The organism is Rhizobium gallicum bv. gallicum R602sp, assembly GCF_000816845.1.
Lineage (GTDB): Bacteria > Pseudomonadota > Alphaproteobacteria > Rhizobiales > Rhizobiaceae > Rhizobium > Rhizobium gallicum.
On the sequence record NZ_CP006880.1, the window covers coordinates 290728 to 315831 of the forward strand.

The window sequence follows — 25104 nt, forward strand, 5'->3', positions numbered from 1 at the left end:
CAAGGCAACCAGTACGAGCGCTACTGATCCGCAGACGGTAATACCGGCTCGCCTTGGGGTTGGGCATAAGTCGTCGTTTCAAAAGAAGATAGTCTGCCATCAGCTGCCATCTTGGTGGCAGAATAAGATAGCGTTATATTAGTCGCAAAGGAGAATGATATGGCTGAACCACAACTCTCAGTCAGGAGCTCGAAGGCGCGAGATCTGGCCCATCGGCTTGCCCGTCGCGAAAATCGTTCGATTGCCGACGTGGTCGAGCGAGCACTCGAATCTTATGAGATTCGGGAGGCAGGACGCGAGCCAGCTTCGACATTCTATTCCCGTCTCGTGGCGCAATTCGGAACAGATGTAGATCTGGAAGCAATAGTTCGCGAAAATCGCTATCCGCATCGAGGCCCCGAGCTTTGATCTTCCTTGACACCAATGTTGTTTCTGAGACCTTGAAGAAGGCGCCAAACGAGGGTGTGATTGCTTGGCTAGTTCGATACGATGCCGAACTCGCGCTGCCCACAGTGACGATCGCCGAAATCGCCTTCGCAATCCAAGAGATCAGGCCGGATCAGCGCGCCGGCCGGCTGGAGCAGGGGCTGCAAGACTGGCGACGTCGGTTTGCTGATCGCATATTCGGTCTGACAGAGGGTGCGGCGCTGGCTTACGGTGAAATTATGGGCAATGCTGTTCGTCACGGAAGAGGAATGTCGGCACCCGATGGTATGATTGCAGCGATTGCCCAGGTAAACGGTGGCCGCTTGGCAACCCGCAATCTCACTGGCTACGAGATAACCGGGCTCTCTCTTATATCACCGTGGGACTTCTGAAACCTTGCAACGCGTTGAGTGGGTTTGATGACGCCAAAAGAGTCCTCTGTGGGATCCCAACGAATTTGCCCGCGTGCGGATCTTCAGGATGCGCACTGGCATCACCGTCCACTCAAACCCTACCAATCGCAAGCGCCTGCAGGTGATTGACCGCAACCGCCCCCAGAAGCACACTTCTGGAGCGCATCGAGATCAACGAGGCGGTCGCCGGAGAGCTCGGCCCACCAGAGGACATCGTCAAAACCGCTGGAGCGAACTCAAAATTGGATAAAACTTGGGGAGAAGGTCACCCGGGCTGTACGAGATCGATCCGCTGCTAACAGACGTGAGGGAACTAACCTTCAAACCGGCACTCGGTTCAACCAGCTCTCACTTCGCTGAACAGCCAGTCCCGAAACGCCCTCACTTTCCGATGCCGTAATGCGCCTTCCGGGTAGACGACGTAATAGCTCCATCGCGATTTGAGCGCGACATCGAATGGGCGGATAAGCCGGTCAGCCGCGATGTCGGCGGCGACCAGAGCGCTTCTTCCCAGAAGCACGCCTTCGCCCTGAACGGCTGCCTCTACCGCGTAGGCCGCAGACTCGAATTTCACACCTGCTGTGTGATCGATCCCGTAGAGACCGGCAGCTTGGAGCCACGTCTGCCAGCCGATGCGGAAGTTATCGTGGATCAGTCGGTGGTATTTCAAGTCTTCAGGCCCGCGAAGGGGATGACTTCCGTTTAAGAGTTCCGGGCTGCAAACCGGGGAGACATCTTCGTCCATGAGAAGTTCGGAGACCACCTTCTCGTAATTGCCGTCGCCGTAACGGATCGCCAAGTCGATTCCGTCCCGGATGAAATCGGATAATGTACCGGACGTTGAGAGGCGCACATCGATGCCCGTGTTGGCACGATGAAATTTATGGAGCCGGGGCACCAGCCATCGCCCAGCGAAACCGTCGGACGTGCTGACGTTGAGAACACCTGTGGATCTGCTGGCTGTGGCCGCCATGGTCGCTATACCGACTCGATCCAGCGCGGCAGCAATCTCGGCGGAATAGGCGGCACCCTCGGGCGTTAATCGAACGGAACGCGTCCCGCGCTCGAACAGGCGAAGGCCCAGTACCTCTTCGAGGTTACGCACAGCCCGACTGATTGCACCGTGTGTCACATTCAGCTCACCCGCGGCCTTCGTAAAGCTCAGGTGCCGAGCTGCGGCGTCAAATGCGGGCAGGGTGGTCAGAGGCGGGAGCTTGCGGGTCATGGGGTACCTGTGAGTAATACTCACAAATCCTGCCCTGAAAGTCGTTTGTCGTCTAGCCGAAAGTCACTCAATGTTTGTGCATCGAAACGTTGCTTACCGCATTGCCGGAAGCGAACTAACAGGAGACTCTGCCGTGAACATAACTCATGCAAACATCGATATGTGCGGGCATATTCGCATGCATGATTTGCCCGTAATCGATTTCATCTTGGCCCGCTTTAGGGCAGCAAGCCGCGCGGCCAAGGCATAGCCCTCGGGGTATCGCCGTCGCCTGGCCATGCGGCGGATCGAGCACTTTTCGGACCATCGGCTGCACGACATTGGCTTCGAGCGCGACTGGGATGGCTCCGTGATCACCAAGCAATCGTAGCGGCACCGTTTATCAATCGAAGGAGAAAACCATGAAGATCTATCCCCATATGTGGTTCAATGGCCGTGCTGAGGAGGCCATGGAATTTTACGCCGCTGTGTTCAAGAATTCCAAGATTGTCGAGCGTATCGACCTTCCCGACCCGGAACTGTCGGTCGTGCGGGCCGAACTGGCCGGTCTTCCCATCGCGGCGCTCAACGCCAACTCACATGTCTCCTACAACGAGGCGTTCTCGTTTCTGGTGGAAACGGGCGACCAGGAAGAGACCGATTACTACTGGAAGGCATTGACCGCAGATGGCGGAAAGGAACAGCCATGCGGGTGGCTAACCGACAAATTCGGCGTCTTTTGGCAAGTCACTCCGGCCATTCTGCTCCGGATGATTGCCGACACTGATAAGGAAAGGGCCGGTCGGGTGATTCAGGCGATGTACAGGATGAAGAAGATTATCATTGCGGATCTGGAACGCGCCTACCGAGGGTGACCGCCAGCACGTCCATTGCCATTCCGGCACCCGAGAGGTCGGCTGCTGCGCGCGTCGCATCGCTATTGCTGGCCAACTCGAAGAAGCGGCAAGGATCGTTCAGGTCATTGATGCGGATGGCGAGCGCCTGGAACTGCCCCAAGTGTTGGGCGAGGTCATGTATCAGGCTGCGTAGCTTCTCGCTGAGGCCATTCGGTGACGGTGCTACCCGACGAGGAGGTGCTGTCAACGCAGGCTGCGGCGGATATTCTCAACGGTTCCAGGCAATATCTCGTCCGCTCGGTCGACGCTGGCGAACTCCCCGCTGAGAAGGTTGGAAGCCACCGCCGCTTGAGGGTAGCGGAAATTGCGGCATTCAAGGCACCCCGAGGTGCTAAGTGGAGGTCAGGTCAGCATTGGATCGGCTGGCATCGCTCGGCGAGGATACAGGTGGCTATGAGCTCGGGACCAAGCGTCCTTCCCCCGGGAACCTGAATATGTTCTATCGGTCCTGTAAAGAGTCCCGCCAGAGGGCTTTCTTTTGAGATGCCAGGAGACCTTACCCCATAGCCAACGTAGGGTCGCGGGTCCGAACCTGGCCATGCAAAAGTTTTGCTTTGCGGTAAAATCATTGTTCCTGATCTTTTAGGCAGGTCCGCGTACCTCTGTCGATGAGTGCCGAATTGCGATGCTGCATGCCGATGGCGACCGTGCGGGCAAGCAGTCCCTCGCGGAATAGGCGAAGCATATCTCCGAGCAATCTTGTCATGTTTGTTGCTTCCCTTGCTACGCGGTTGAGATTGAGCTTTTTGTGCGGATGTAGGCCCGCCAGCCACCAAGTTTGGTTACTTCTTCGGCGCCGATGACGGCATGAGCCTCACAGAGGAAACCGGAGATGCTGCTGCCGTCTTCGAGGGTTATTTTTCCGATGCCGAGCGGCCCTGGAATCTTCTGGACGAAATTGCCGAACGCGGCGGGCGATAGCGCCCAGACTTCGACCTCGAGGCCATTGCCGGCGAAGCCTGGTTCGCGCACGAGGCCGGGTTTCGGGGGTAGGCTGTTCGGCAGCACGAAGAGGCGGTAATCACCGGCGGTCCGGCAGGTTTTCAGGCGATATCCGCCCGGTCCGGTCAGTTCGTGATTGAGCGGCATGCCTGTCAGATGTGCACCGACGACAACGATCGGAACAAAGCCGTCGTCGGGCGGTGCAACTCGGCTTTCTTCAGGCAGCGATGCTGTCTTGTCCTTGCCCATGCCAGAGCCAAGCGCCCGGTGCATGGCGTCAGCAAACGAGGCGAGCGCATCATCGGTAAACGTCGGGCCGATCAGCGTCACGCCGCCGGGCAGACCATTGCGACCAAAACCTGCCGGAATAGCAATTGCTGCATAGTCGTAGAGATTGACGAAGTTCGTGTAGCGTCCGAAATGACCGTTCTTCACGATCGGATCAGCCAGCATCTCCTCGACCGTATAGGTGGTGGGGGAGGTCGGTAGCAGCAGGATGTCCACCTTCGTCCACTCAACCTTCGTCTTCTGCCGCAGCGCTTCGAGCTTGTATTTGCCCTCGAAAGCGGCGACAGCGTCATAGGCCTTGGCGCCTTCGATGATCGTGCGTACAGTCGGGTCGAAATCATCCGCGTTGCTCGTCATGAAGTCCTTGACAGCCGCCAATCGCTCGGCGATCCAAGGCCCATTGTAGAGCAGCTCGGCCGCCTGCCGGAACGGTGCATAGTCGAAGGGGACAATGATGGCACCCAACGACTTGGCGCGTTCAATGGCCGCGTCATAAAGCGCCTCGACATCCTGGTTGCCGAAGAATTCCCGTTCGGCACCGTCGAGCACGCCGATCCTGAGGCCGGACGCGGGCAGGTTTGCGGGGGCGGCTTCGCGCGAAAAGGGATCGGCAGCGTCATAGCCTTCCATCACTTTGCGGATCGCCACGCCATCGCCCACGGTGGCGGCGAAGACGGTGACGACATCGACGCTGCGGCAGGCCGGCACGACGCCGACATTCGGCACCAGACCAGGCGTCGGCTTGATGCCGACGAGATTGTTGAAAGCGGCCGGCACGCGGCCGGAGCCTGCCGTATCGGTGCCGAGCGCGAAACCGGCGAGACCTGAAGCGACGGCAACGGCCGAACCGGAACTTGAGCCGCCCGATACATAGGCCGGATCGAAGACCGAGCGCGGCGCGCCAAAAGGGGACCGCGTCCCGTTGAGCCCGGTGGCAAACTGGTCGAGGTTGGTCTTGCCGATGACAATGGCGCCTGCTGCCTTCAGGCGAGCAACGACCGTTGCATCCTCGTCTGGATGATAGGCATAGGCAGGGCAGGCAGCCGTCGTCGGCAGGCCCGCAGCGTCGATGTTATCCTTCACCGCGAAGGGCACGCCCCAGAGCGGCAGACTGTTTGGCTCGGGTGCACGTACCAGCAGGTCACGAGCGGCAGAGCGCAGGTCCTCATCCGGCGTGGCGGTGATAAAAATCGCCGGGTCTTTGCAGGCGGCGCGCCGCGCGATTATGTCCTCAACGAGATCGAGCGGTGTGAGGCCGGATTGATAGGCGGCGCGAAGGCTTGAAAGATCGAGAATAATCGGCAGCATTTCAGCAGTTCTCCAGAACGACGATGATATCGCCGGCTTTGATATTTCGACCAGGCCCGGCACGCAGATCGTGGACACGTCCGGCGGCGTGGGCAGTGACCTTGATTTCCATTTTCATGGATTCGATGATGGCAACCGTCTCGCCGGCAGCAACGGTCGCTCCCGGCTCCACCATGAGTTTCCAGATATTGCCCGGAACGCTGCTAGCGACGCCGAAGCAGCCCGCTGGAATATCGCCATCAAGGCTTTCTCCGAGACTTTCGTCGCTGACGAAGCTGTCGAGACCGGTGTCCTTCCAACTTTGCCGCTCGGCGTCGAAAGCCGCCTGTTGCGTCGCCTTAAAGCGGTTGATCGACACGGCATTCGCCTGCAGTTCTTTCTCATAGGCAGGATAGGAGAATTCCGTTTCCTCGATCTTCACCGGATAGCCGCCATGCGGGAAGGCGGCGCGGGCCTCCGTCAGTTCCCCGTGGCTGACAGGGAAGAAGCGGATCTGGTCGAAGAAATCGAGCAGCCACGGCTTGCCCTTGGCGAATTCGGGCGTGTGCCGCCAGGTGTTCCAGACCTGAATGGTGCGGCCGAAGAGCTGATAGCCGCCCGGACCCTCCATGCCGTAGATGCACATATAGGCGCCACCGATACCGACGGCATTTTCGGGTGTCCAGGTGCGGGCCGGATTGTATTTCGTCGTCACCAGCCGATGGCGGGGATCGATCGGGGTCGCCACCGGCGCGCCGAGATAGACGTCGCCAAGTCCGAGCACGAGATAGCTGGCATTGAAGATGATGTCGCGCACCGCCCGCTCGTCGGCCAGCCCATTGATGCGGCGGATGAATTCGATATTCGATGGGCACCAGGGCGCGTTGGGCCGCACCAGTTCCTGATATTTGCGCATCGCGAGCTCCGCGTCGGGATCATTCCACGACAGCGGCAGATGTACGATGCGGCTCGGCACTTTGACATCATGAGGCGACGGCAGCGTGGCCTCGATCTCGGCCAACAGGCCAAGTAGGCGGCGCCGTGTCAATGTCGTGCCATCATAGTGAATTTGCAGCGAGCGTATGCCGGGCGTGAGGTCGATCATACCAGGCAAGCTGGCTGACAAAACTGCCTGCATCAGGACATGTACGCGCAACCGAAGCGCGATGTCGAGTGTCATAGGACCGTATTCGACCAGCAGATTGTCCTCGCCCTGCCGGCGGTAGACGACGGAGACGGGTCCATCGTCGTGACGCCCGATGATCGCCGAGCCCGCATCGACGGGATTGTGGATCGCCGGTCCGGCAATCGGGTCTTCCGCAGGTTTGACGGGCCGGAAGCGGATCGTGTCACCCGGTTTGAATTGCCCCATTTTCCACTGCTCGTCACGGGCAATCACCGCCGGGCACACGAAACCGCCGAGGCTCGGACCATCAGGGCCGAGGATGATCGGCATATCGCCGGTAAAGTCGATCGCACCGATCGCATAGGCATTGTCATGCAGGTTGGATGGGTGAAGACCCGCCTCGCCACCGTCGCTGCGCGCCCATTTTGGCGCTGGGCCAATCAGGCGTACGCCGGTGCGGGCACTGTTGAAATGCACCTCGTAGGCGGTAGAGAACAAGGTGTCGATGTCGCCCGGTTGAAAGAAATCCGGTGCACCATGGGGCCCGTACAGGACGCCGACGCTCCATTCGCGCGTGAGTTCGGCAGGTTCGCTTGCAGGCTCCGCCGGCGTGGCAGGCACTTGTCGCGCAAGGTGCAGTACATGTCCGGTTTTGAGCGCGCCGGTGGCGTTGCCGCCGAACTGGCCAAGACCGAAGGTAGCACGTGAGCCGAGCACAAGGGGGGCTGCAAGGCCCCCTGCGACCGCGAGATAGGCGCGCTGGCCGTGGCCCTCGATGGTCCCGATGGAGAGCACCTGCCCCGCATGAATTGTCACAGCCGTGTCATGCGGCAGCTGTTTACCTTCGCAGGTCATCGGCATGTGCGATCCCGCGAGCGCAATCACCGTATCGGTGTAGAACCGCAGCGTTGGACCGGACACGGTCAGCTCCAGCGAAGCGGTCGTGTCATCGTTACCGACAAGACGATTGGCATGGCGGAAGGAGCGGTCGTCCATCGGCCCGCTCGGCGGCACGCCGACATGCCAGAGGCCGAGGCGACCGGGCAGTTCCTGGAGACTGGACTGCGCCCCCGGCGACAGGACTTCGATGACATCCGGCACGAAGGCAAAATCGCGTAGTGCCGTAGTTGCCACCTTGCCGCTCGCGAGAAGCTCGGAAGTGGCGATTTCCCGAAGATAGTCGAGATTGGTCTCGATCCCTGTGATCGACGTCGCGGCAAGGGCTGCCTGAAGTTTTGTGATCGCCGCCGCGCGGTCTTCCGCTTTTACGATCAGCTTTGCCAGCATCGGGTCGTAGAATGGCGTCACTTCCGTGCCTGTTTCGATCCAGTGGTCGGTGCGGGCGCCTTCGGGAAACAAGACCTCCGTCAGCAGGCCGGCACTCGGCCGGAAGTCGGCGTGCGGCATCTCGGCATAGACACGGACTTCGATCGCAGCGCCCCTGGGCATCAGGAGCTCGGCGCCCGAAAGCACATCCTCGCCTGCGGCCTGCCGGATCATCCACTCGACGAGATCGATGCCGAAGACGGCTTCGGTGACCGGATGCTCCACCTGCAGCCGCGTGTTGACCTCAAGGAAGTAGAACTCCTCTCGCGCCGGATCGTAGATGAATTCGACCGTGCCGGCCGAGGCATAAGACACCGATCTACCCAGATCGATCGCCGCCTTGTGCAGCCGCGCCCGTGTCGCAGGCGAAAGGCCCGGTGCTGGCGTTTCCTCAACGACCTTTTGGCTGCGACGCTGCAAAGAACAATCCCGCTCGCCGAGCGCCACGACCTTGCCTTTTCCGTCGCCGAAAATCTGCACCTCGACGTGGCGGGCATCGGCGACGAAGCGTTCGATATAGACGCGGGCGTCGCCGAAGCTGGCGCGCGCAGTGCGCTGTACGCTCTCGAAGGCCGACTTGAGCGCTGCGGCATCCGCGCATAACTGCATGCCGATGCCGCCTCCGCCGGCCGTCGATTTCAGCATAAGGGGATAGCCGAGCGTTTCGGCTGCGGTAAGAGCGCTTTCGGCGCTTTCTAGAAGGCCGCTGCCCGGCAGAAGCGGAACACCACTCGATTTCGCCAGCTCGCGTGCGGTGTGTTTAAGCCCGAAGGCAGAGAGATGCTCCGGGCGCGGACCGATGAAGGCAATGCCTTCAGAGGCGAGCCGTTCGGCAAACCCGATGTTTTCCGATAGAAAACCATACCCCGGATGCACCGCCTCTGCACCCGTCGCCTTGCAGACGGCGATGACGGCATCGATGTTCAGATAGCTTTCGGCGGCTGGCGAGGGGCCAAGGTGCATGGCTTCATCAGCCAGACGCGTTGCCATGGCGAACCGGTCGGCGTCGGAATAGACGGCCACGGAGGCGATGCCCATTGTCTTCAATGTCCGGATGATTCGGACGGCGATCTCGCCGCGATTGGCGATAAGGACCTTTTTGAACATGCTCAGGCCCCGATGTGCGTAACAGCATCCCAGATGAGCACGCGGATTGGCGTCGGATCGAAGCCGTTGCAGGGATTGTTGATCTGGGGGCAGTTGGAGATGACGCAGAGCACATCCATCTCGGCCACCAGTTCGACATAGTCGCCTGGTGCAGAGATGCCGTCGACGATGGTCATCTTTCCGTCGGGGCTGATAGGCACGTTCATGAAGAAGTTTATGTTCGGCACGATGTCGCGCTTGCTCATCCCGTGTTTCGAAATTTCGAGCACGAAATTGTCGCGGCAGGCATGGAGGTATTTCGCGCCGTGGCCGAAGCGCACCGTATTGCTCTCGCAGGAGCAGGCGCCGGCCGATGTGTCATGCCGGCCGCAGCTGTCGGCCGTCATGGTCAGCATGACATTGCCTTCGTTGGAGATGAGTTTCGTGCCGATGCCGACATAGGCGCCGGTCTGAGCGCGCATCGTATCCTGGTTGGAGTAGCGCTCGGCAAAATCATCGGCGCGGTAGAACAGCGTATCGATCGCTTGCTGGCCATAACTGTCCTCAATGCGGATCGTCTGGCCTTTGCGGACGACGCCCGACCACGAGGCTTCGGCAGGGATGAAGTGATCCTCGACAGCATTTTCGAGGCTGCGGGGAGGGCAGGTTGGGGCGAAATCGGTCATGGTTCTCTCCCTTACGCCAGCATCATCGTATTGTTTTGAAAGCCGCGGATGGCTTCGGCAGTTGCCGTGCGGCAGAGATCATCGGCCGCTGGCGCCGCAGCACGGAAGCGGGTGACGATCACCGGCTTCGGCTGGTAGATCGGGTCCGGATCGAGCGGATGCGGGCAATTGGAAAAACCGACCAGCATGTCCATCTCGGCGCGTAATTCGGCATAGTCGCCGCTGTTGGAGCGCTTGCCGCGCCATGCGAAGCCGCCAGCATAATCGACGCTGACGGGGGCAAAAAGATTGAGCACGCCGGCAATGTCTCGCCGGTCGAGCCCGAGCTTGCAGGCAACAAGAATGAGGTTGTCGCGGGTATTGCGGGTTTTCACACCGGGATATTTGGCCGCATTCGAGGCGGCCGTCGAACCGCCCATCAGGCAGTCATTGGCGCCGGAACTGTCCTCGATCAGCGAGAACATCACCCGCCCCATATCGGAGAATATCACCCGGCCCTTGCCGAGCGCCGTCGTCCACTGCATCTTGACCGTGTCGACCAGGTTGATCCGCTCACTGGTGTCATGGGCGTTCCAGGCGACCAGTGCCACGGTCGAATTGCTCTCGGCCTGATCGATGCGGATCGCTTCCCCGCGCAGCAATTTCGTGGACCAGTACCAACTGCCCGGAATGGTCTCCTGATGGATGATCGCATCGGCCGAGATCGGCAGCGCCGGCAGCGGACTGGGGGCCGGCAATGCCTTGGGCGCGAATTCCAGGCCCTTCTTCTGATGGTCCTCGTAGCGCGCGCGATTGGCGGCGATTTCTTCGGGCGAACGTCGGATATGCATCATCACTTTTCTCCTGATGGTGCCGGGCCGTCCCGGTATTGCCCCAGGGAAACGACCGGGTCGTCCCGGTCGGGGCCGTAGATCGAATTCTGGCCGGCAAGCCGCGGCGGCCATATGGAAATGTCCCGTGTGATAGTGGCGCCGTAGCGCTGCTTCTCCTCCGGTCGGTCGCGCGGGCGCTCGAAGGCGACGACACGGGTAGCGAGCGTGAAGGCCTCTCGCATGTCATGGGTAACCATGACGACAGTCATCTGCGTTTCGTCCCAAAGCCGTTTCATGAGTGTGTGGATCTCGGCGCGCATGCCGGGATCGAGCGCGCCGAAGGGCTCGTCGAGAAGCAGGACCTTGGGCTTCATGATCAGCGCCTGTGCCAGGGCGAGCCGTTGCTGCATGCCGCCGGAAAGCTGCGCCGGATATTTGGTTTCCGCCCCGGAAAGGCCGACTTCCGCGATAAGCTGCCGTGCTTCCCCGATAGCCGCCCGCCGCGCCGCGCCGAAAAGCTTTGCCTTGAATTTCGAGGCCATCAATTCCTTGCCGAGCAGGACATTGGCGAGCACCGTAAGATGCGGAAAGACCGAATAGCGTTGGAAGACGACGCCGCGATCCGGACCCGGTTCGGCAGACAGCAGTTCGCCATCGAGCAGGATCGTGCCCCTGGTCGGCTGTTCCTGGCCAAGCAGCATGCGCAGGAAGGTCGACTTGCCGCAGCCCGAGGGCCCGACGAGTGCGACGAATGCGCGGGACGCGACGGTCAGCGATACCTTTTCCAGCACGATCTGATCGCCGTATTCCTTCCAGACATTCTTGATGATCAGCTCGCTCATCCCTGCTTCTCCAATTCGGACCAAGGGAAGGCGGCGATGCGGATACGGTCGAGGACGAAGTTAGTCATGACGGCAAGCAGAGTGATCCAGACGACATAAGGAAAGATCACGTCCATGGAAAGGTAACGCCGGACGAGGAAGATGCGGTAGCCGAGCCCGGAATCCGAGGAAATCGCTTCCGCGGCAATGAGGAAGAGCCAGGCAGGACCGAGCTGCAGCCGCACGCAGGTGATTAGTCGCGGAAGTATCTGTGGCAGCACGACGCGAAGCGCGATCTGCCATGACGACCCGCCCAGCGTCTCGGCCTTGACGATCTGCTCGCGTGGAAGCTCCAGCGCCTTCAAGGCCAGATCGCGGACCATGATCGGTGCGACACCGATGACGATCAGTGCGATTTTTGAGGCTTCGCCAAGACCCATGACGATGAAGAGAATGGGCAACAGCGCCAGTGGTGGCACCATCGATATCACCGCAACGAGCGGGGCGAGCAGCGCACGCAAATAGGGCAGCATGCCAATCGCCATGCCGATCAGCAGCGCCGTCACGGTCGAAATGCCGAGACCTGCGAAAAGCCGGATCAGGCTCGCGGCCGTGTCGGACCACAGCAGATAGTCGCCTGTGCGCACATCCGGCAGAAATGCCAGCCGGTTGATGGCCTCGGCAAACCCCACAAGATTGGGTAACAGCTTGTCATTGGCGTTTTCGGCGAGGCGCGCCGCCGATCCCGCCGCGTAGGCGACGATCAGCAGCACGAAGGGAAGAAGCATGAGGGCAAGCTGCGCACCCCGGCTCGGCCTGGTGTTAATCCAGCGCATGGATATGGCTCCGCTGATAAAGGGGAAGAAGGCGGTGCGGAGACCCCGCACCGCCGACCGGTGCGATGCTCAGAGCGAACCGTCGGCCGCGGCCTTCATATAGGTTTCCATGAAGCGCAGCTTGACGTTGCCGTTGTCGCCGAGAACCTTGCCGTCCGGCATTTCAATGCCAATGACATCTGCCGACGCGGCGCCGCTGCCGAGCAACCCTTTTTCGAAAAGGAAGTTGCGTACGCGATCCATCGTCTTCGGCAGACTCGGCGACACCGTAAACGCCACCGCGTCGGCTGGCCTGTCGAACAACTTGGTGGCGGCAACCTGGGCTTCAAAGCCCTTCCGATCGGTTCCTGACGCGGAGCCCATCGCTTCGCGCGCCGCCCTGCCATCGTCGGTTTCCGCGGTCATAAGCGCCGCTGTCTCGTACCAGATGCCGGCGAGCGCCTTGCCGAAATCCGGATTGTCCTTCAGCACGTCAGTATTGGCGACCATCAGGTCGACGATCTCGCCGGGGATTTGCGAGCTGTCGAAAACCTTCTTGGCCGAGGGATCTTCGAGAATGGTCGCAACGAGTGGGTTCCAGGTTACGACTGCCGAGACATCCGCCGTCTTGTAGGCGCCGACCATGTCGGCATCGGAGGTGTTGACAACCTTCACATCCTGTTCTGTGAGCTTGAGGCTTTCAAGCGCCCTGGCGAGCAGATAGTGCGAGACCGAAAACTCGACAAGATTGACGTTCTGGCCCTTTAGATCAGAAAGACTTGCTTTGTCCTTGAGGATGACAGCGTCGTTGCCGTTGGAGAAGTCGCCGACGATGACGGCCGTCGTATCAACACCGCCGGCTGCCGGAATAGAGAGACCGTCCATGTTGGTGAGTGTTACAGCGTCGAAAGCGCCGGCGGTGTATTGGTTCATCGACTCGACGTAATCGTTGAACTGGGTGACTTCGATCGTGATGCCATACTTATCAGCCCATTTCTTCACGATGCCCTTGTCAGCTGCGTAACCCCACGGCATCCAGCCGACATAGATCGACCAGGCGACCTTGAAGTCGGTTTTCGGCGTCGCGAATGCGGTTGACGCTGTGCTGAAAGCCAGCGAAGCCGCCAGCGCGGTGATGGAGAGCATTTTCGAAAAAGTCTGCATAGAAATTCCCCTTTTTGCTTTTCTTCAAAAAAGGGATTGGCATAGACCATCGCACCGCCAATCCCTTGGCTAACGAGGTCTCCCGGGCTTTTCTCCCGCCGTGCACCCGGCGGGATGTCTCCCCAACCGGTGGTAGCTCTCGGACCAGCGCGCTTTTTGAAAGCGCCGGAACCCTAGCCACCAACTCTATGACTCCACACGCAAGCTGCGTGCCAATTGTTAAGATATGATTTTGCTTAAATGTTTCCGAAAACAAAAGCCTTGGCCGCGTAAGCTGCATGCGCTTGCCCATTCCTTGGGCGCGCCCTGCCTCAAAAGTCATCAGAGAAGGGCGTCACTCTTAAACAATACCGACATCTGATTAGGCGGCGCTCCGGTAATCGTTCCACGAGATCTTGAGTTCCATGCAGAGGGCCTCCGTCGCTTGCGGAGTCAGATTGCAACACTGGGGCCTGAAATCGTTTCTCGCGATGAACGTGCCCGTCGCCGTCAACTTATAGGATTCAGCGTTCTCGAATCGGCTGATCTGTGGCGAAAGTAACCTGTCGCGTTTACATGATGCTCCGCTTGTAAGATTGGCCAACGTCATCGTCATAAACGGTGAGTCGGCCGATGAGTTCAGGCTGCGGCGAGACGCTCAGCCTGCTCCTTCGGAGTCAGCGTGGCGCGCATTGCACGTTTGAGCCATTCCTCTTGCGCCACGCGGCTGCGCAGTGGCTGCAGAAGGTTGAAACCGGGTATTCCCCTGGTGCGCAGTTACGCCAAGCCGGCCTTGCGAAGCCCGTCGACCACCAACTCGAAATCCGCTGGGTTCTTGTAGGGCAGCACTTTGCGACGGTATTCCAGGGAATAGTCGGGATTGACCCGGAGCACCTCCTGCCAAGCTGCGCGGGCCTCGTCGAAACGGCACAGATGGCCATAACTGGAAGCCAGAAGCGCGCGAGAAACATCGGTAACGGGATTGCGGGTCAGCCGCTCTTTCAGCAAGCCAACTGCCTGTTCGTACCTTCCTAGTTGAAACGACGCCAATGCCTGGAAGTGCAGGAGCACATCGGGAAAGTAAGGGTTCAAGACCTTCGCCTCATCGAAATGCTTGAGCGCCTCGTCGGGCCTGCCCGAGTAGTACAGCGCCTCGCCGAGGCTGACGTGCCCTTCAGCGAAGTTCGGATTGAGGATTATCGCATGCTGGGCCTCGCTGATGGCCATGTCGTGCCGTCGCGAATACAATTCGACGATACTCAGCGCCCAGTGCGCCCTAGGATCGCGATCATCCAGCGCTACCGCCCGCCTCGCAAGCTCTTCCGCTTGCTCGCGCGAACTCGGCGGTGACGGGCTCCATCCGTTCAAGTAGTCGAGTACGTGGGTAAGGGCCAGAAACGCGTGGGCTGAGGCGAAATTCGGGTCCAGCTCGATTGCACGTTGCAAAAGATCCCGGGCGGCGATGTTCGTCTCCTTCGTCAACCGGTGCCACAGCTCTCGGCCACGTAGGAAATAGTCATAAGCCTCCACGTTGCCAGTGTGTTCTGGCGCCATCCGCTGCCGGTCGCCTTCCGTCAGATTGATGGCCAGCGCATCCACGATCTGCTGAGTGACATCGTCCTGAACTGCGAATATGTCGGTCAGGTCGCGATCGAAGCGCTCCGCCCACAGATGGCCACCCGAGGCTGCGTCGATAAGCTGGGCGGTGATCCGTACCCTATTGCCGGATCTACGGACGCTGCCTTCCAGCACGTAGCGTACACCGAGGTTTCTGCCGACCTCCTGCACGTGGACGTTCTTGCCCTTGAAGGTAAACGACGAATTGCGGGCGATGACGAAGAGCTGTGGGAGCTTTGAGAGAGCCGTGATGATGTCTTCCGAGATTCCATCGGCGAAATACTCCTGCTCGACATCACCGCTCATGTTGGCGAAGGGTAGCACGGCGATCGACAGCTTCGGCGGCGGTACCGTCGCCAGCCGACTTGTCGCGGATTCGGAATTCGCGGTTGCCTTTGCCTCGGCGGTGCCGACACGCAGCGAATACACCCGGATCGGCTCGGCGATGTTCTTGAGCTTCGTGTTGCCGAGATCGCTGACTGAGAGGTCAAGCCGCGCCTTGACCTGACGATAGGCATCCTCGGATAGGCAGATGGCGCCAGGCGCCGCGACGCCCTCCAAACGCGACGCGATGTTGACGCCGTCACCCATTAGATCACCGTCGCTTTCCTCGACTACGTCGCCGAGGTGAATTCCGATCCGGAACTCGATGCGGCGCTCCTGCGGCACGCCGGCGTTGCGCTCGAGCATGCCATTCTGCACTTCCATGGCGCAGCGCACGGCGTCTACCACACTGCGGAACTCGACCAGCGCCCCGTCCCCTGTGCGTTTGATCACGCGTCCGTTGTGCACGGCGATGGTCGGATCGATCAGGTCGCTGCGCAGTGCCCGCAACCTCGCCAAGGTACGTTCTTCGTCTGCGCCAGTCAGCCGGCTGTACCCGACCACGTCGGCAGCCAGGATCGCGGCTAGCTTCCGGTTCTCGCTCATCGAGCCATCTCCCTAGTCGCCATAATAACACGAAGACACAGGGAAGGAGGAAAGTTCGGTGTTCCAGCGTGCCGGTGGGTGAGATCCAGGCTCGCCATCTGTTCAGCCTCATGCCTGAAAGCTCACGATGCTGAACACCGATCGCGAGGCGCGCTTGACGGGCCGGATCTACAGCCTTCGAGGGTGACAGGGGACGCCGGCCCCACACTCATGTTTGGGGAACACTGAGCAGGTGACGAGATCTGTGTGGCCGAAACCCTTAGAGTAGTCGAGCACGGAGATGACTGTCGGCAAGCAGATTAGCCAGAAGCACCGGGAGCTGGAGGCGCTTTCTAACAAGCTCGCCAAGTATCATCCACTATAAGCCGCGCAGGGTTGCTGCACTACTTTGCAATAGCAAAGGTGGCCCAGATCGTTCCAGATCCGAAGGTAACTGGCATGTAGCCGACACTTCCAGGTTGACGAGATGACGGGCGATGCCGAATTCGCCGTAGATGCCGTTGCCTCCGAGCATGTCGCGGGCGCCGCCCCGCGGCGCCGACGGCGAAATTCGGCTTAGCGCTTTTTGTGTAGACGCCGGCGATATCCCAGAAAGTTCGCCGCCCGCCTAGGGTAATCCATTGGCTAAGTTGTTCCCGGACGGTTTGTTTTGCGCCACTCTTCGTACTCTCCGCGGGCATCGTCATGCAGCGGATAGTAGCGCTGCAACGACCCGCCTTCCATGAGCTTCAGCCGAGAGAACTCCTCCCAATCGTGATGCTTTTGCGATTCTTCGATTACCTGCGAGGCCATTGCGACTGGAAGCACCACCACCCCGTCATCGTCGGCGACGATGATGTCTCCGGGGACTACCGTGACACCGCCGCAGGCAATCGGAACGTTGACGGCGTTGGGATAGATGCTGGTCTGCACATGATAGTTGGGCGTCCAGCCACGCAGCCATAGAGGGAGATCCAGCTTCTCGACATTGGGCCGATCGCGCATGCACCCATCGATCACGATGCCGGCACCGCCTCTGCCTTTGAAATACGTCGACATCATGTCGCCGAAGACGCCCGAGCTCATGTCGCCGCGCGCGTCGACCACGACCACATCGCCCTCCTGCACGTGATAAAGAACATGGCGGTGCAACTGCGTCTCCGGATCTGCATATTCTCCCTCGGTGAAGAGGTCCGGCCGCTGCGGCATGAATTGGAGCGTCAGGGCCGACCCGACGATCGACTTCCCGCGATTCTGCGGCACGGGACCGACCATGTGCGGATTGCGGAAGCCCATGTGGCCAAGCGTGCCGGAAACCGTCGCGGCGCCGATTTCCTTCAGTGCGTCGATCAGCTCTTTGGGCGGTCGCGTAATGTCGGGCGTATGCATCATTCTAGGCTCCGGTGGATGAAACTACCAGTTTGTGACAGAACCGTCGCGGCGCTTCAGGTGAGGCGCTTCCCAGAAACGAAAGCTCTCCGCCTCGACCGCCTCTTCGTTGACCTCGACGCCGAGCCCTGGCAGATCGCTGACCGGATAGTCGGGGCCGTCAAGCCGTGGTTGCACGGGGAAGAATTCGGAATTATCGAAGCCCAGGTTTGCTTCGGGCGCCCTGGTCTCGAGCCAAGCGAAATTCGGTACCGCGGCGGCGAGATGGATGGTCGCGGCCGTGCAGACTGGGCCGAGGGGATTATGGGGCATCAGGTCCACGTAGTGCGCCTCGCTCCAACCAGCGACCTTCATCGCTTCGGTGAGCCCGCCAACATTGCAAACATCGAGCCGGTTGAACTGATGGATGCCACGCTCGATGTAGGGAAGGAACTGCCACTTGCTGGCAAATTCCTCGCCGATGGCGAACGGGATGTCGGTCATCGTGCGCAGGGATTCGTAGGCCTCCGGCGTCTCGTCTCGTATCGGCTCCTCGAGGAAATCAAGCACGCCACGGCCGAGCTTGCTACAGAAGCTCGCCGCCTCTGCCACCGACAGTCGATGGTGATAGTCGATGCCGAGGACGACGTCGTCGCCCAGCGCCTCGCGCGCCTTGTTTAGCATAGTTGCGGTAGCGCCGATCGACTGGCGCGGCTCAAAGATGTCCTTGCTGTTTTGCCCGATGGGGAAGAAGCGGATCGCCTGCCAGCCTTGTGCGCGTAATTCGCGGGCTCGTTCGATGGCAACATCGCCCTCGGCCTCGTCACCGGTCGAGGCGAAGGTCGGAATGCGGTCGCGCTGCTTGCCGCCGAGCAGTTCGTAGGCCGGCACCCCCAGCGCCTTGCCCTTGATGTCATGAAGGGCAATATCGATGGCGGAAATCGCCGCCTGCAGAACGCGCCCGCCTTCGAAGTATTGGCTGCGATAAACTTCTTGCCAGATCCGACCAATCTGCATCGGGTCGCGGCCGATGAGAAACTCGCGATAGTGCTCGATCGCGCCGACCACAGCCTTCTCGCGACCGCTCAAGCCGCTCTCGCCCCATCCGAAGATGCCGTTGTCGGTCTCGACCTTGACCAGCATCTGGTTGCGCGTTCCTACCCATACCGGATAGGGCTTGATAGCGCTGATCTTAAGCTTCTTAGTCATCCACACCCTCGTTTCAGACGCATCGGCTCTGTCTCAGTTGGCCTTAAGGGCCATTTCTGTTTCGCCGTCGAACAGATGCATCCGCTCCTGGTCGAACTCGAGCCAAATCTGTTCGTCGGGCGCGACGGCAATGGTCGGCGGCACGCTGACGTTGATGATGGCGCCAGACAGAAACGCCTGAACGAAGGTGACGTCTCCGGTCGGCTCCACAGTGTAGGCCTTGGCAGGAATGCTCCCTGGCACCGCACTCTTGTGCAGCTTGATCGTCGAGTGACGTGCGCCGAGCACGACTTTCTTGGTGGTTGCCCTCGCGACCTTCTGCGCGTTGTTTGGCGAAAGATCGAGGCGCCAGCCCTCCGCGCTGGTCAACACAGTGTTGCCGCTTTCCGTTGATGTCTCCAGCGGAACAAGGCTCATCGCCGGGCTGCCGACGAAGCTGGCGACGAACATGTTCACCGGATGGGCAAAGACCTGCGCCGGCGAGTCGTATTGCTGCAGGTAGCCGCCGTTCATCACCGCCATTCTGTCGGCCATGGTTACCGCTTCGAGCTGGTCGTGCGTCACGTAGATGATCGTCGCCTTGAGGTCCTGATGGAAACGCTTGATCTCCGACCGCATCTGCACGCGCAGCTTTGCGTCGAGGTTGGAGAGTGGTTCATCCATCAGGAATACCGCCGGATCGCGAACGAGGGCACGGCCCAGGGCCACGCGCTGCTGTTGCCCGCCCGAAAGTTCGCGCGGCTTGCGCTCGAGCAGCTGCGTCATGTCGAGCACTCGCGCTGCTTCCCTGACCTTCTTGTCGATCTCGTCCCTTGGCAGTTTGCGCATCTGCAGCGGGAAAGCCAGATTTTTATAGACCGATTTTTGCGGATAGAGCGCGTAGTTCTGGAACACCATTGCGATGTCCCGGTCCTTGGGGTCGAGGTCGTTGACCACCCGATCCCCGATGACGATGTCGCCAGATGTGATGGGGATCAGCCCCGCTACAAGATTGAGCGTGGTTGTCTTACCGCAGCCTGAAGGGCCGACGAGCGCAACAAATTCGCCGTCATTGACCGTCAGCGAAACATCGTTGACAGCTTTGAAACTGCCATAGGTCTTGACAAGATTTTTGAGGACCACGTGGGCCACCGGCAACTCCCTAGTTCTTGACTGCGCCTTCTGTTAGGGCGCGTACGAAGTATCGTTGCAGGACGAGGAACAGAACCACGACGGGCACGCTCATCATAAAGCTGGCCGCCATCAGGCCCGGAAAGTCCGTCGTATTTTCCGAGAAGAAGCGCTGGATGCCGACCGGCAGTGTCAGCTGCTCGTTCTTGGAGAGGAAGGTGTAGGCGTAGATGTACTCGTTCCACGCGCCGATGAAGGAATAGATCGCCGTGGCGATGATTCCCGGCGCCGAGAGCGGCATCACGATCAGGACAAAGGCCTGGAACCGCGTTGCCCCGTCGATGCGCGCGGCCTGCTCGAGTTGCACCGGGATGTTGTCGTAGAAGCCCTTGAGGAGCCAGATTGCCAGCGGCAGGCCGAATGTGAGGTAAGTGAGGATGAGCGACCCATGCGTGTTCACCAGCCCGATCGCGCGCATCAGGATGAAGAGCGGCACGAGAAAGATCACCGCCGGGAACATATTGCGAAGCAAGACGGCGAAGAACAGAAAGTTCCGGCCCGGGAAGGTGAAGCGGGAAAACGCGTAGGCCGCAGGAACCGCCACGATGACCGAAAGGATAGTCGTGGCAGTGGAGACGAAAAGGCTGTTCCAGAAGAAACGAAGGAAGTCCTGGCCGACGCTGTTTTGCGGATCGAGCAGTTTCTGGTAGCTGGCAAGGGTGGGTTGGTCCGGCCACCATTGCGGCGGGAATTGCAAGGCCGCGAAGCCGGACTTGATCGAGGTGATCAGCATCCAGATCATTGGTAATGCGGTGTAAAGCAACATGAACACAAGAAAGATGCGTCCGCCCCACCGCCACCCATCGATGCGGATGCGGCGACGCGCCTGGCCTGGAGGAGTAGTCTCGGCAATCGTGCTCATTCGCTCCCATCCTTCTGTTCGTTGCCGCTCAGCGCGCGGACGTAGAAGTAACCGAGCGACATCAGGATCAGGAACAGCAGCACCGAATAGGCCGATGCCACCCCCCAGCGCTGGCGGCCGAAGGCGAGTTCGTAAATGTGGGTGATCCAGATATGCGATGCATTCGACGGCCCGCCGCCGGTCATGATCCAGGGGATGATGAAAGAATTGAAGTTGGCCACTGCCAGCAGAAGGATCGTCACCGTCGAGACGTTTCTCAGGTGTGGAAAGGTGACGTGCCAGAACCGCTGCCATGCGTTGGCTCCGTCGACTTTTGCGGCGCGCAGCAACTGGTCGGGAACCGTCTGCAGGCCAGCCATCATCATGATCATGGCGAACGGAAACTCTCGCCAGATATTCACGACGATCAGCGAGGGCAGCACTGTGCTGACGCTGTCGATGAAATTCGGCGGCCGATCGCTCAATCCCAGGCCAACCAGCACCGCGCCAATGATCCCAAAGTCCGAATGGTAGATCCATTTCCAGATATAGGACGCGGCAACCGCGCTGATAACCCAGGGAATGATCAGGACGGCGCGCAGGATGGCGCGGCCGGCAAAGTCACGATGAAGTGCGAGGGCGCAAGCGAACCCCAGGACAAACGAGATGAAAGTCGATCCCGCTGTCCAGATAAGAGTGTTCGACGTAACCGTCCAGAACACCGGACTTTTGAGGATGGCGGTGTAGTTGTCGAGGCCGACGAAAATCTTGTCCCGAAGCTGCAGGCCAGGCGGTGTGTTGAAGAGCGACAGCTCGATCGTGTAATAAATAGGGTAGGCTATGACGATGAGCATCACGGCGATCGCAGGAAGCACGTATGCGTAGTCAGCGCGATGCTCCCAGATCTTTCGCAGCACGCCGGACCCGTCGGGTTGCAGTCGTCGGGTAACCTCGGCCTTCCCAGTCAAGATCGTCACTGTGCAGAGCCTCATCCTTGGGAACAAAACCGGCTGCGATCGATGCGCAGCCGGTCAGATCGTCGGACTTGGACTAGAGCCCACCGTCCATCAGCTCTTTGACCTTCTTGGCCGCGTCGTCCGCTGCCTGCTCGACGGTCATGGCCCCAGTCAGAGCATTCTGGAGCATGTCCGGGATGATGATGTTCATGATCTCGGGGGACTGTGGCAGTGCCGGGAACGGAATGCCGTAAGGCAGCATCGAGGTCGTGACATCAAGGAACTTGATGTTGTCCAGGCGTTCCTTCATCCATTTTGTCTTGAATCCGTTGAGGTTTCCCGGGTTCGAGCCGGCATAAGCCATCTTCAGTGACCATTCGGGGCTCGTCCACATGCAGATGATAGCTTTCGCCGCCGGCTCATCTACCTTGCCGCCCTCCACATATTCGGGCTTGAGGATGTGAATGTTTGAGCCGCCAAATACCACGGCACGCTTGCCGTCGGGACCAGTCGGGATCAAGCCGTACCGCATGTTGTCGATAACGGTCTGCGCCTTTTCCTTGTCCGTGTCCGTCGCCTTTTTCTGCAGGTCGAGCATAACGTCGTAATCAGATGGATGCGAGATCATCATGCCGAGCTGGCCAGCCAGAAAAAGGGGCTGGTTGTCTGCCTGCTGGTTCGTAAGCGCCGAAACCGGTACCGACTTGTCACGAACATACATATCGTAGGAGGCTTGCAAAGCCGCCTTGCTCTGCGGGCTATCGAGCTTGACCTCCTTATAGGTCGGGTCGGCGGTGGCCTCGTCGAAGACGCCGCCGCCATAGGCCCACAGCTGCGGCATGAAGCGGTAAGGCGTATTGCCGGCATTTTTGCGAGCCACGAGGCCGTAACCGGCAATGCCGAGCTTGTCGTGGATCTGCTTGGAATACTTGACGACGTCATCCCAAGTTGCTGGGGCCTTGTCCGGATCAAGGCCTGCACGCTTGAAGATGTCGGCATTCCAGATGAACGCCATCGTCTCGTTGTTGGTTGGAATGCCGTAGGTCACGTCCTCCCAGGTTACAGCCTTCATTGCGCCGGGCCAGAAATCCTCGGTCGCATATCCTACATCCTCGGGTTTGAGCGGCTGCAAATAGCCCTTTGAGGCGAACTCGGTGCCGCCCAGGATTTGCAGGCGGACCGCCATGGGCGCTGCATTGCCAAGGAGCGCGGTCCGGAACTTGTCCAGAAGGTCGTTATAGGTGAGGGCTTGTTCCTCAAGCTGGATGTTTGGATAGGTTTTGCGGAAGGTCGCGAAGAAATCCTTGTAATACTGGCGCAGGAGGTCGGGGTCACCCTCGAACACGCCCTGATACCAGAAAGTCAGTCGCCCCTTGTAGTCGAGCGGGGTGACCTTGGCGCAATCGGCCGCCGTGTCAAAATCCTGTGTGCCGGCAATGGAGCGCACATATTGCGGCGACCACTTGCTCAAGTCGACCGGCGCGCCCAGCGCAGACGCAGACGTCAACGATACCATCAAAGCAGTCGAGACAGTGCCGCGCAGGATGGCACCGCCGAGTGAAATCCTCGTCATAGGTATCCTCCAGGTTCTCCCATGCCGCTCTGCGTCGAAGCGAGCGGTCTTTGCTCCCCGGTCGCGGGATTTTCCACCCAATGTATCCCTTTGACCTTATCATACGTTTTCAGATCGTAGATTGCCTGTCAACTAGCAAAATCGTACATTGTTTACGGAAATCTCGTGTGATATCCGAGTAATATATGTATTGATTGGGGACAGCCTTGGCCGAAACAAGCGATTTTAAAGCACAGCCACCCGAAGGGATCGACGCTATCGGGGCCTCCAGCGAGGGCGCCTCGCTTTATCAACTGATTAGGGAAGACATCATCGAAGGGCGGCTCGCTGCCAACGAACGCCTTGTTGTCACCGATCTCGCCCGGCGCCACGGCACCTCGACCAACCCTGTGCGCGAGGCTCTGCAGCTGTTGCGCGGGGAGGGCTTTGTCACCTTCGTTCCCAACCGCGGAGCGCGCGTCCGGCCCATAGATCAGGATTTTGTTCGGGACATCTACGAGATAGGAGTCTTGATCGAGCCGGCACTGACGCGATGGTTCGTGAATATGGCCACCGTCGAGGACATTGCTGAACTCGAACGCATCCAAGGCTTGATCGAAGAGAACAACTTCGCCGACACGTTCAGGCACAGCGAGCTGGACACCGCCTTTCACACCGTAATGTACCAAAGGCACTACAATCGCCATGCCGCCGAGCTTTGGTGGAAGCATCGCGAAGTGCTTCGTGCCGTGAGCCGGCGTTTCAACTTCACGCTCGCCCGGCGTGCCGCAATCCTTAGCGAGCATCGCGAGCTCATCGCGCATGTAAAAGCGGGAAATGCGAACGAGGCAGGCGAGCTCATTGCACGCCATGTCGAGGGCTCCGGCCGGCACATCCTCGAACATATGCGTGCGCGTAACGCCGCTCGGGCAGGATAGAATACATGGCCTGGAATATCGTTATCCCGACCACTTCAGATAAAGGCAGTCGAGATGAAAATCACCTGCGTTCGGCCGTGGCTCATCAAGTCCGATGCTTCTTATTGGGGAGAGTATCTGTTCGTCGAAGTGACGACCGACGAGGGGGTGAGCGGCTGGGGAGAGATCACCACCACGACAAGGCTCGCCAATCGCGCCCTCTGCACGATCCTGAGACAGATCGGTGCCGCTGTGACAGGCGAGGACCCGGCGCGTATTGAGTATCTATGGCACAAGATATTCCGCAGTTTCACGTACATGGGCAGTCGCGGTGCCGCAGTCGAATGCGTGAGTGCCATTGACATAGCCCTCTGGGACATCCGAGGCAAGGTCTTGGGTAAGCCGATTTACGAGCTGTTGGGTGGACCGGTACGCGATGAAATTGCGCTCTACACCCATCCCAACCAGGCTAAATTTACCAGCAATGAGGCTGTGGTCCGCGAAATTCGAGACATCGTCGAGTCCGGCCACACTGCGCTCAAGTTCGATCCTTTTCCCCAACAAGGCCGCACCGCCGATGGACAGCCTCGCGAACAGCGCGATGGCTACCTCGATGGCAGCATGACCCGCAAGGATGAGCGCGAAGCCGCCGAACTCACGGCTCTGATCCGCGAAACGGCGGGCTCCGATGTCGACATCCTCATCGATGCGCATGGCCGGTTCGACGTTCCAACCGCCATTCGCCTTTGTCGGAGCCTCGAGGAAGCCGGTCAGATCGACTGGTTCGAGGAGCCCTGTCCACCGGAGAGCCTCAACGCTCTCAAACAGGTCCGTGAGAAGGTCAGCGCCGCTATCTCGTGGGGCGAGCGCGGCCACACGAAGTGGGATTTCGTGCCGGTGCTCGAAAACAGGCTCGCTGACTACATCATGCCGGACGTCACCTGGACCGGCGGCATTACTGAACTCAAGAAGATTTCTGCCCTATGCGAAGCCTACTACATCCCCGTCTCGCCGCATGACGCGGCAGGGCCGATCAACGTGGTAGCGGGAGCGCAGGTGATGATGACCGTTCCTAATTTCTACAAACTCGAAACGTCGGAGTGGAACCTGGGCAAATACGATCACCTCATCGACAGCCCACTCGATGTTTCGAACGGCAGCCTCAAGCTTACGCCGAAGCCCGGTCTCGGCGTTGAAATGAACCGCGACTACCTTCAAAGCCACGAGATAGAGCTGGATTAGCAACGCCCTCAGCCGCCCCAGCGTGCGCGGC

23 protein-coding genes, 1 pseudogene and 1 riboswitch are annotated in these 25104 nt (G+C 59.7%); of the genes and pseudogenes, 6 read left to right on the plus strand and 18 right to left on the minus strand.

Annotation, left to right across the window (positions count from 1 at the left end):
- The first annotated feature begins 159 nt into the window (after positions 1 to 159).
- Positions 160 to 408 (plus strand): type II toxin-antitoxin system VapB family antitoxin, encoded by a 249-nt coding sequence (locus RGR602_RS24725; protein ID WP_040114700.1) that lies wholly within the window; start codon positions 160 to 162, stop codon positions 406 to 408.
- On the plus strand, positions 405 to 818 hold the full coding sequence (locus RGR602_RS24730) for a PIN domain-containing protein (protein ID WP_040114701.1): 414 nt from the start codon (positions 405 to 407) through the stop codon (positions 816 to 818). Before RGR602_RS24725 ends, RGR602_RS24730 begins: the two co-directional genes overlap by 4 nt.
- 358 nt (positions 819 to 1176) lie before the next feature.
- On the opposite strand, the gene gcvA is transcribed toward RGR602_RS24730, so the two are convergent.
- Complete coding sequence (gene gcvA / locus RGR602_RS24735) at positions 1177 to 2064, minus strand: transcriptional regulator GcvA (RefSeq protein WP_040114702.1); 888 nt, start codon at positions 2062 to 2064, stop codon at positions 1177 to 1179.
- 401 nt (positions 2065 to 2465) lie between these two features.
- Here gcvA and RGR602_RS24740 point away from each other — a divergent pair, with 401 nt between their 5' ends.
- Entirely contained in the window at positions 2466 to 2918 is a 453-nt protein-coding gene (locus RGR602_RS24740; protein WP_040114703.1) for a VOC family protein, read from the plus strand.
- Here RGR602_RS24740 and RGR602_RS38800 read toward each other — a convergent pair.
- Positions 2884 to 3147 carry a hypothetical protein gene (locus RGR602_RS38800; protein ID WP_223844171.1) on the minus strand — a complete coding sequence of 88 codons (264 nt, stop codon included), beginning with the start codon at positions 3145 to 3147 and terminating at the stop codon, positions 2884 to 2886. The genes RGR602_RS24740 and RGR602_RS38800 overlap by 35 nt on opposite strands.
- On the opposite strand from RGR602_RS38800, the gene RGR602_RS38805 reads away from it, so the two are divergent.
- Positions 3138 to 3392, plus strand: a complete 255-nt coding sequence (locus RGR602_RS38805; protein ID WP_223844141.1) for an excisionase family DNA-binding protein — start codon at positions 3138 to 3140, stop codon at positions 3390 to 3392. The two genes, RGR602_RS38800 and RGR602_RS38805, sit on opposite strands and share 10 nt — an antisense overlap.
- A gap of 133 nt (positions 3393 to 3525) precedes the next feature.
- On the opposite strand, the gene RGR602_RS37615 is transcribed toward RGR602_RS38805, so the two are convergent.
- The 16 genes and pseudogenes from RGR602_RS37615 to RGR602_RS24820 all read right to left on the minus strand — a co-directional run bounded on the left by RGR602_RS37615 (position 3526) and on the right by RGR602_RS24820 (position 22935).
- The gene (locus RGR602_RS37615; protein ID WP_203226229.1) at positions 3526 to 3666 is read right to left on the minus strand and encodes a hypothetical protein; all 141 of its coding nucleotides are present in this window, start codon (positions 3664 to 3666) and stop codon (positions 3526 to 3528) included.
- 17 nt (positions 3667 to 3683) lie between these two features.
- Positions 3684 to 5498 carry an allophanate hydrolase gene (gene atzF / locus RGR602_RS24750; protein WP_040114704.1) on the minus strand — a complete coding sequence of 605 codons (1815 nt, stop codon included), beginning with the start codon at positions 5496 to 5498 and terminating at the stop codon, positions 3684 to 3686.
- A gap of 1 nt (position 5499) precedes the next feature.
- Positions 5500 to 9036 carry an urea carboxylase gene (uca, locus tag RGR602_RS24755; RefSeq protein ID WP_040114705.1) on the minus strand — a complete coding sequence of 1179 codons (3537 nt, stop codon included), beginning with the start codon at positions 9034 to 9036 and terminating at the stop codon, positions 5500 to 5502.
- A 2-nt stretch (positions 9037 to 9038) separates the two neighbouring features.
- On the minus strand, positions 9039 to 9701 hold the full coding sequence (locus tag RGR602_RS24760; protein ID WP_040114706.1) for an urea amidolyase associated protein UAAP2: 663 nt from the start codon (positions 9699 to 9701) through the stop codon (positions 9039 to 9041).
- 11 nt (positions 9702 to 9712) lie between these two features.
- A complete protein-coding gene (locus tag RGR602_RS24765; RefSeq protein ID WP_040114707.1) occupies positions 9713 to 10534 on the minus strand; it encodes an urea amidolyase associated protein UAAP1 in 822 nt (273 codons plus the stop codon).
- Positions 10534 to 11355, minus strand: a complete 822-nt coding sequence (locus RGR602_RS24770) for an ABC transporter ATP-binding protein (RefSeq protein WP_040114708.1) — start codon at positions 11353 to 11355, stop codon at positions 10534 to 10536. The genes RGR602_RS24765 and RGR602_RS24770 overlap by 1 nt, the downstream gene beginning before the upstream one ends.
- Positions 11352 to 12170 (minus strand): ABC transporter permease, encoded by an 819-nt coding sequence (locus RGR602_RS24775; RefSeq protein ID WP_040114709.1) that lies wholly within the window; start codon positions 12168 to 12170, stop codon positions 11352 to 11354. The genes RGR602_RS24770 and RGR602_RS24775 overlap by 4 nt, the downstream gene beginning before the upstream one ends.
- A 69-nt stretch (positions 12171 to 12239) precedes the next feature.
- Entirely contained in the window at positions 12240 to 13313 is a 1074-nt protein-coding gene (locus tag RGR602_RS24780) for a putative urea ABC transporter substrate-binding protein (RefSeq protein ID WP_040114710.1), read from the minus strand.
- A 77-nt stretch (positions 13314 to 13390) separates the two neighbouring features.
- Positions 13391 to 13501: riboswitch (guanidine-I (ykkC/yxkD leader) on the minus strand.
- A gap of 568 nt (positions 13502 to 14069) precedes the next feature.
- Entirely contained in the window at positions 14070 to 15839 is a 1770-nt protein-coding gene (locus tag RGR602_RS24790) for an adenylate/guanylate cyclase domain-containing protein (protein ID WP_040114712.1), read from the minus strand.
- 358 nt (positions 15840 to 16197) lie between these two features.
- Positions 16198 to 16362 (minus strand): annotated as a pseudogene (locus RGR602_RS39900) (hypothetical protein); the annotation flags it as partial.
- Between the two features lie 101 nt (positions 16363 to 16463).
- Positions 16464 to 17210, minus strand: coding sequence for a ribonuclease activity regulator RraA (locus RGR602_RS24795; RefSeq protein ID WP_040114713.1), 747 nt, complete (start codon positions 17208 to 17210; stop codon positions 16464 to 16466).
- Between the two features lie 21 nt (positions 17211 to 17231).
- Positions 17232 to 18395 (minus strand): mandelate racemase/muconate lactonizing enzyme family protein, encoded by a 1164-nt coding sequence (locus tag RGR602_RS24800; RefSeq protein ID WP_040114714.1) that lies wholly within the window; start codon positions 18393 to 18395, stop codon positions 17232 to 17234.
- Positions 18396 to 18428: 33 nt separating this feature from the next.
- Complete coding sequence (locus RGR602_RS24805; RefSeq protein ID WP_040114715.1) at positions 18429 to 19526, minus strand: ABC transporter ATP-binding protein; 1098 nt, start codon at positions 19524 to 19526, stop codon at positions 18429 to 18431.
- A gap of 10 nt (positions 19527 to 19536) precedes the next feature.
- Positions 19537 to 20427, minus strand: a complete 891-nt coding sequence (locus RGR602_RS24810) for a carbohydrate ABC transporter permease (protein WP_040114716.1) — start codon at positions 20425 to 20427, stop codon at positions 19537 to 19539.
- Positions 20424 to 21383 carry a carbohydrate ABC transporter permease gene (locus RGR602_RS24815; protein WP_040114717.1) on the minus strand — a complete coding sequence of 320 codons (960 nt, stop codon included), beginning with the start codon at positions 21381 to 21383 and terminating at the stop codon, positions 20424 to 20426. Before RGR602_RS24815 ends, RGR602_RS24810 begins: the two co-directional genes overlap by 4 nt.
- A gap of 73 nt (positions 21384 to 21456) precedes the next feature.
- Positions 21457 to 22935: an ABC transporter substrate-binding protein gene (locus RGR602_RS24820; protein WP_040114718.1), complete on the minus strand. Its 1479-nt coding sequence runs from the start codon at positions 22933 to 22935 to the stop codon at positions 21457 to 21459.
- A 206-nt stretch (positions 22936 to 23141) separates the two neighbouring features.
- Between RGR602_RS24820 and RGR602_RS24825 the strand changes: the two genes are divergently transcribed.
- Entirely contained in the window at positions 23142 to 23852 is a 711-nt protein-coding gene (locus RGR602_RS24825; protein WP_040116455.1) for a GntR family transcriptional regulator, read from the plus strand.
- 54 nt (positions 23853 to 23906) lie between these two features.
- Complete coding sequence (locus tag RGR602_RS24830) at positions 23907 to 25073, plus strand: mandelate racemase/muconate lactonizing enzyme family protein (RefSeq protein ID WP_040114719.1); 1167 nt, start codon at positions 23907 to 23909, stop codon at positions 25071 to 25073.
- Positions 25074 to 25104 lie beyond the last annotated feature (31 nt).

Excerpts from the sequence above, each read along its gene's own strand:
- RGR602_RS24820 (WP_040114718.1), bottom strand. The coding sequence starts at position 22,935 with ATGACGAGGATTTCACTCGGCGGTGCCATCCTGCGCGGCACTGTCTCG.
- RGR602_RS24790 (WP_040114712.1), bottom strand. The coding sequence starts at position 15,839 with ATGAGCGAGAACCGGAAGCTAGCCGCGATCCTGGCTGCCGACGTGGTC.
- RGR602_RS24740 (WP_040114703.1), top strand. The coding sequence starts at position 2,466 with ATGAAGATCTATCCCCATATGTGGTTCAATGGCCGTGCTGAGGAGGCC.
- atzF (WP_040114704.1), bottom strand. The coding sequence starts at position 5,498 with ATGCTGCCGATTATTCTCGATCTTTCAAGCCTTCGCGCCGCCTATCAA.
- RGR602_RS24780 (WP_040114710.1), bottom strand. The coding sequence starts at position 13,313 with ATGCAGACTTTTTCGAAAATGCTCTCCATCACCGCGCTGGCGGCTTCG.
- RGR602_RS24830 (WP_040114719.1), top strand. The coding sequence starts at position 23,907 with ATGAAAATCACCTGCGTTCGGCCGTGGCTCATCAAGTCCGATGCTTCT.
- RGR602_RS24795 (WP_040114713.1), bottom strand. The coding sequence starts at position 17,210 with ATGATGCATACGCCCGACATTACGCGACCGCCCAAAGAGCTGATCGAC.
- RGR602_RS24775 (WP_040114709.1), bottom strand. The coding sequence starts at position 12,170 with ATGCGCTGGATTAACACCAGGCCGAGCCGGGGTGCGCAGCTTGCCCTC.
- RGR602_RS24725 (WP_040114700.1), top strand. The coding sequence starts at position 160 with ATGGCTGAACCACAACTCTCAGTCAGGAGCTCGAAGGCGCGAGATCTG.
- RGR602_RS24765 (WP_040114707.1), bottom strand. The coding sequence starts at position 10,534 with ATGATGCATATCCGACGTTCGCCCGAAGAAATCGCCGCCAATCGCGCG.
- RGR602_RS37615 (WP_203226229.1), bottom strand. The coding sequence starts at position 3,666 with ATGACAAGATTGCTCGGAGATATGCTTCGCCTATTCCGCGAGGGACTG.
- RGR602_RS24760 (WP_040114706.1), bottom strand. The coding sequence starts at position 9,701 with ATGACCGATTTCGCCCCAACCTGCCCTCCCCGCAGCCTCGAAAATGCT.
- RGR602_RS24810 (WP_040114716.1), bottom strand. The coding sequence starts at position 20,427 with ATGAGCACGATTGCCGAGACTACTCCTCCAGGCCAGGCGCGTCGCCGC.
- uca (WP_040114705.1), bottom strand. The coding sequence starts at position 9,036 with ATGTTCAAAAAGGTCCTTATCGCCAATCGCGGCGAGATCGCCGTCCGA.
- gcvA (WP_040114702.1), bottom strand. The coding sequence starts at position 2,064 with ATGACCCGCAAGCTCCCGCCTCTGACCACCCTGCCCGCATTTGACGCC.
- RGR602_RS24770 (WP_040114708.1), bottom strand. The coding sequence starts at position 11,355 with ATGAGCGAGCTGATCATCAAGAATGTCTGGAAGGAATACGGCGATCAG.
- RGR602_RS24800 (WP_040114714.1), bottom strand. The coding sequence starts at position 18,395 with ATGACTAAGAAGCTTAAGATCAGCGCTATCAAGCCCTATCCGGTATGG.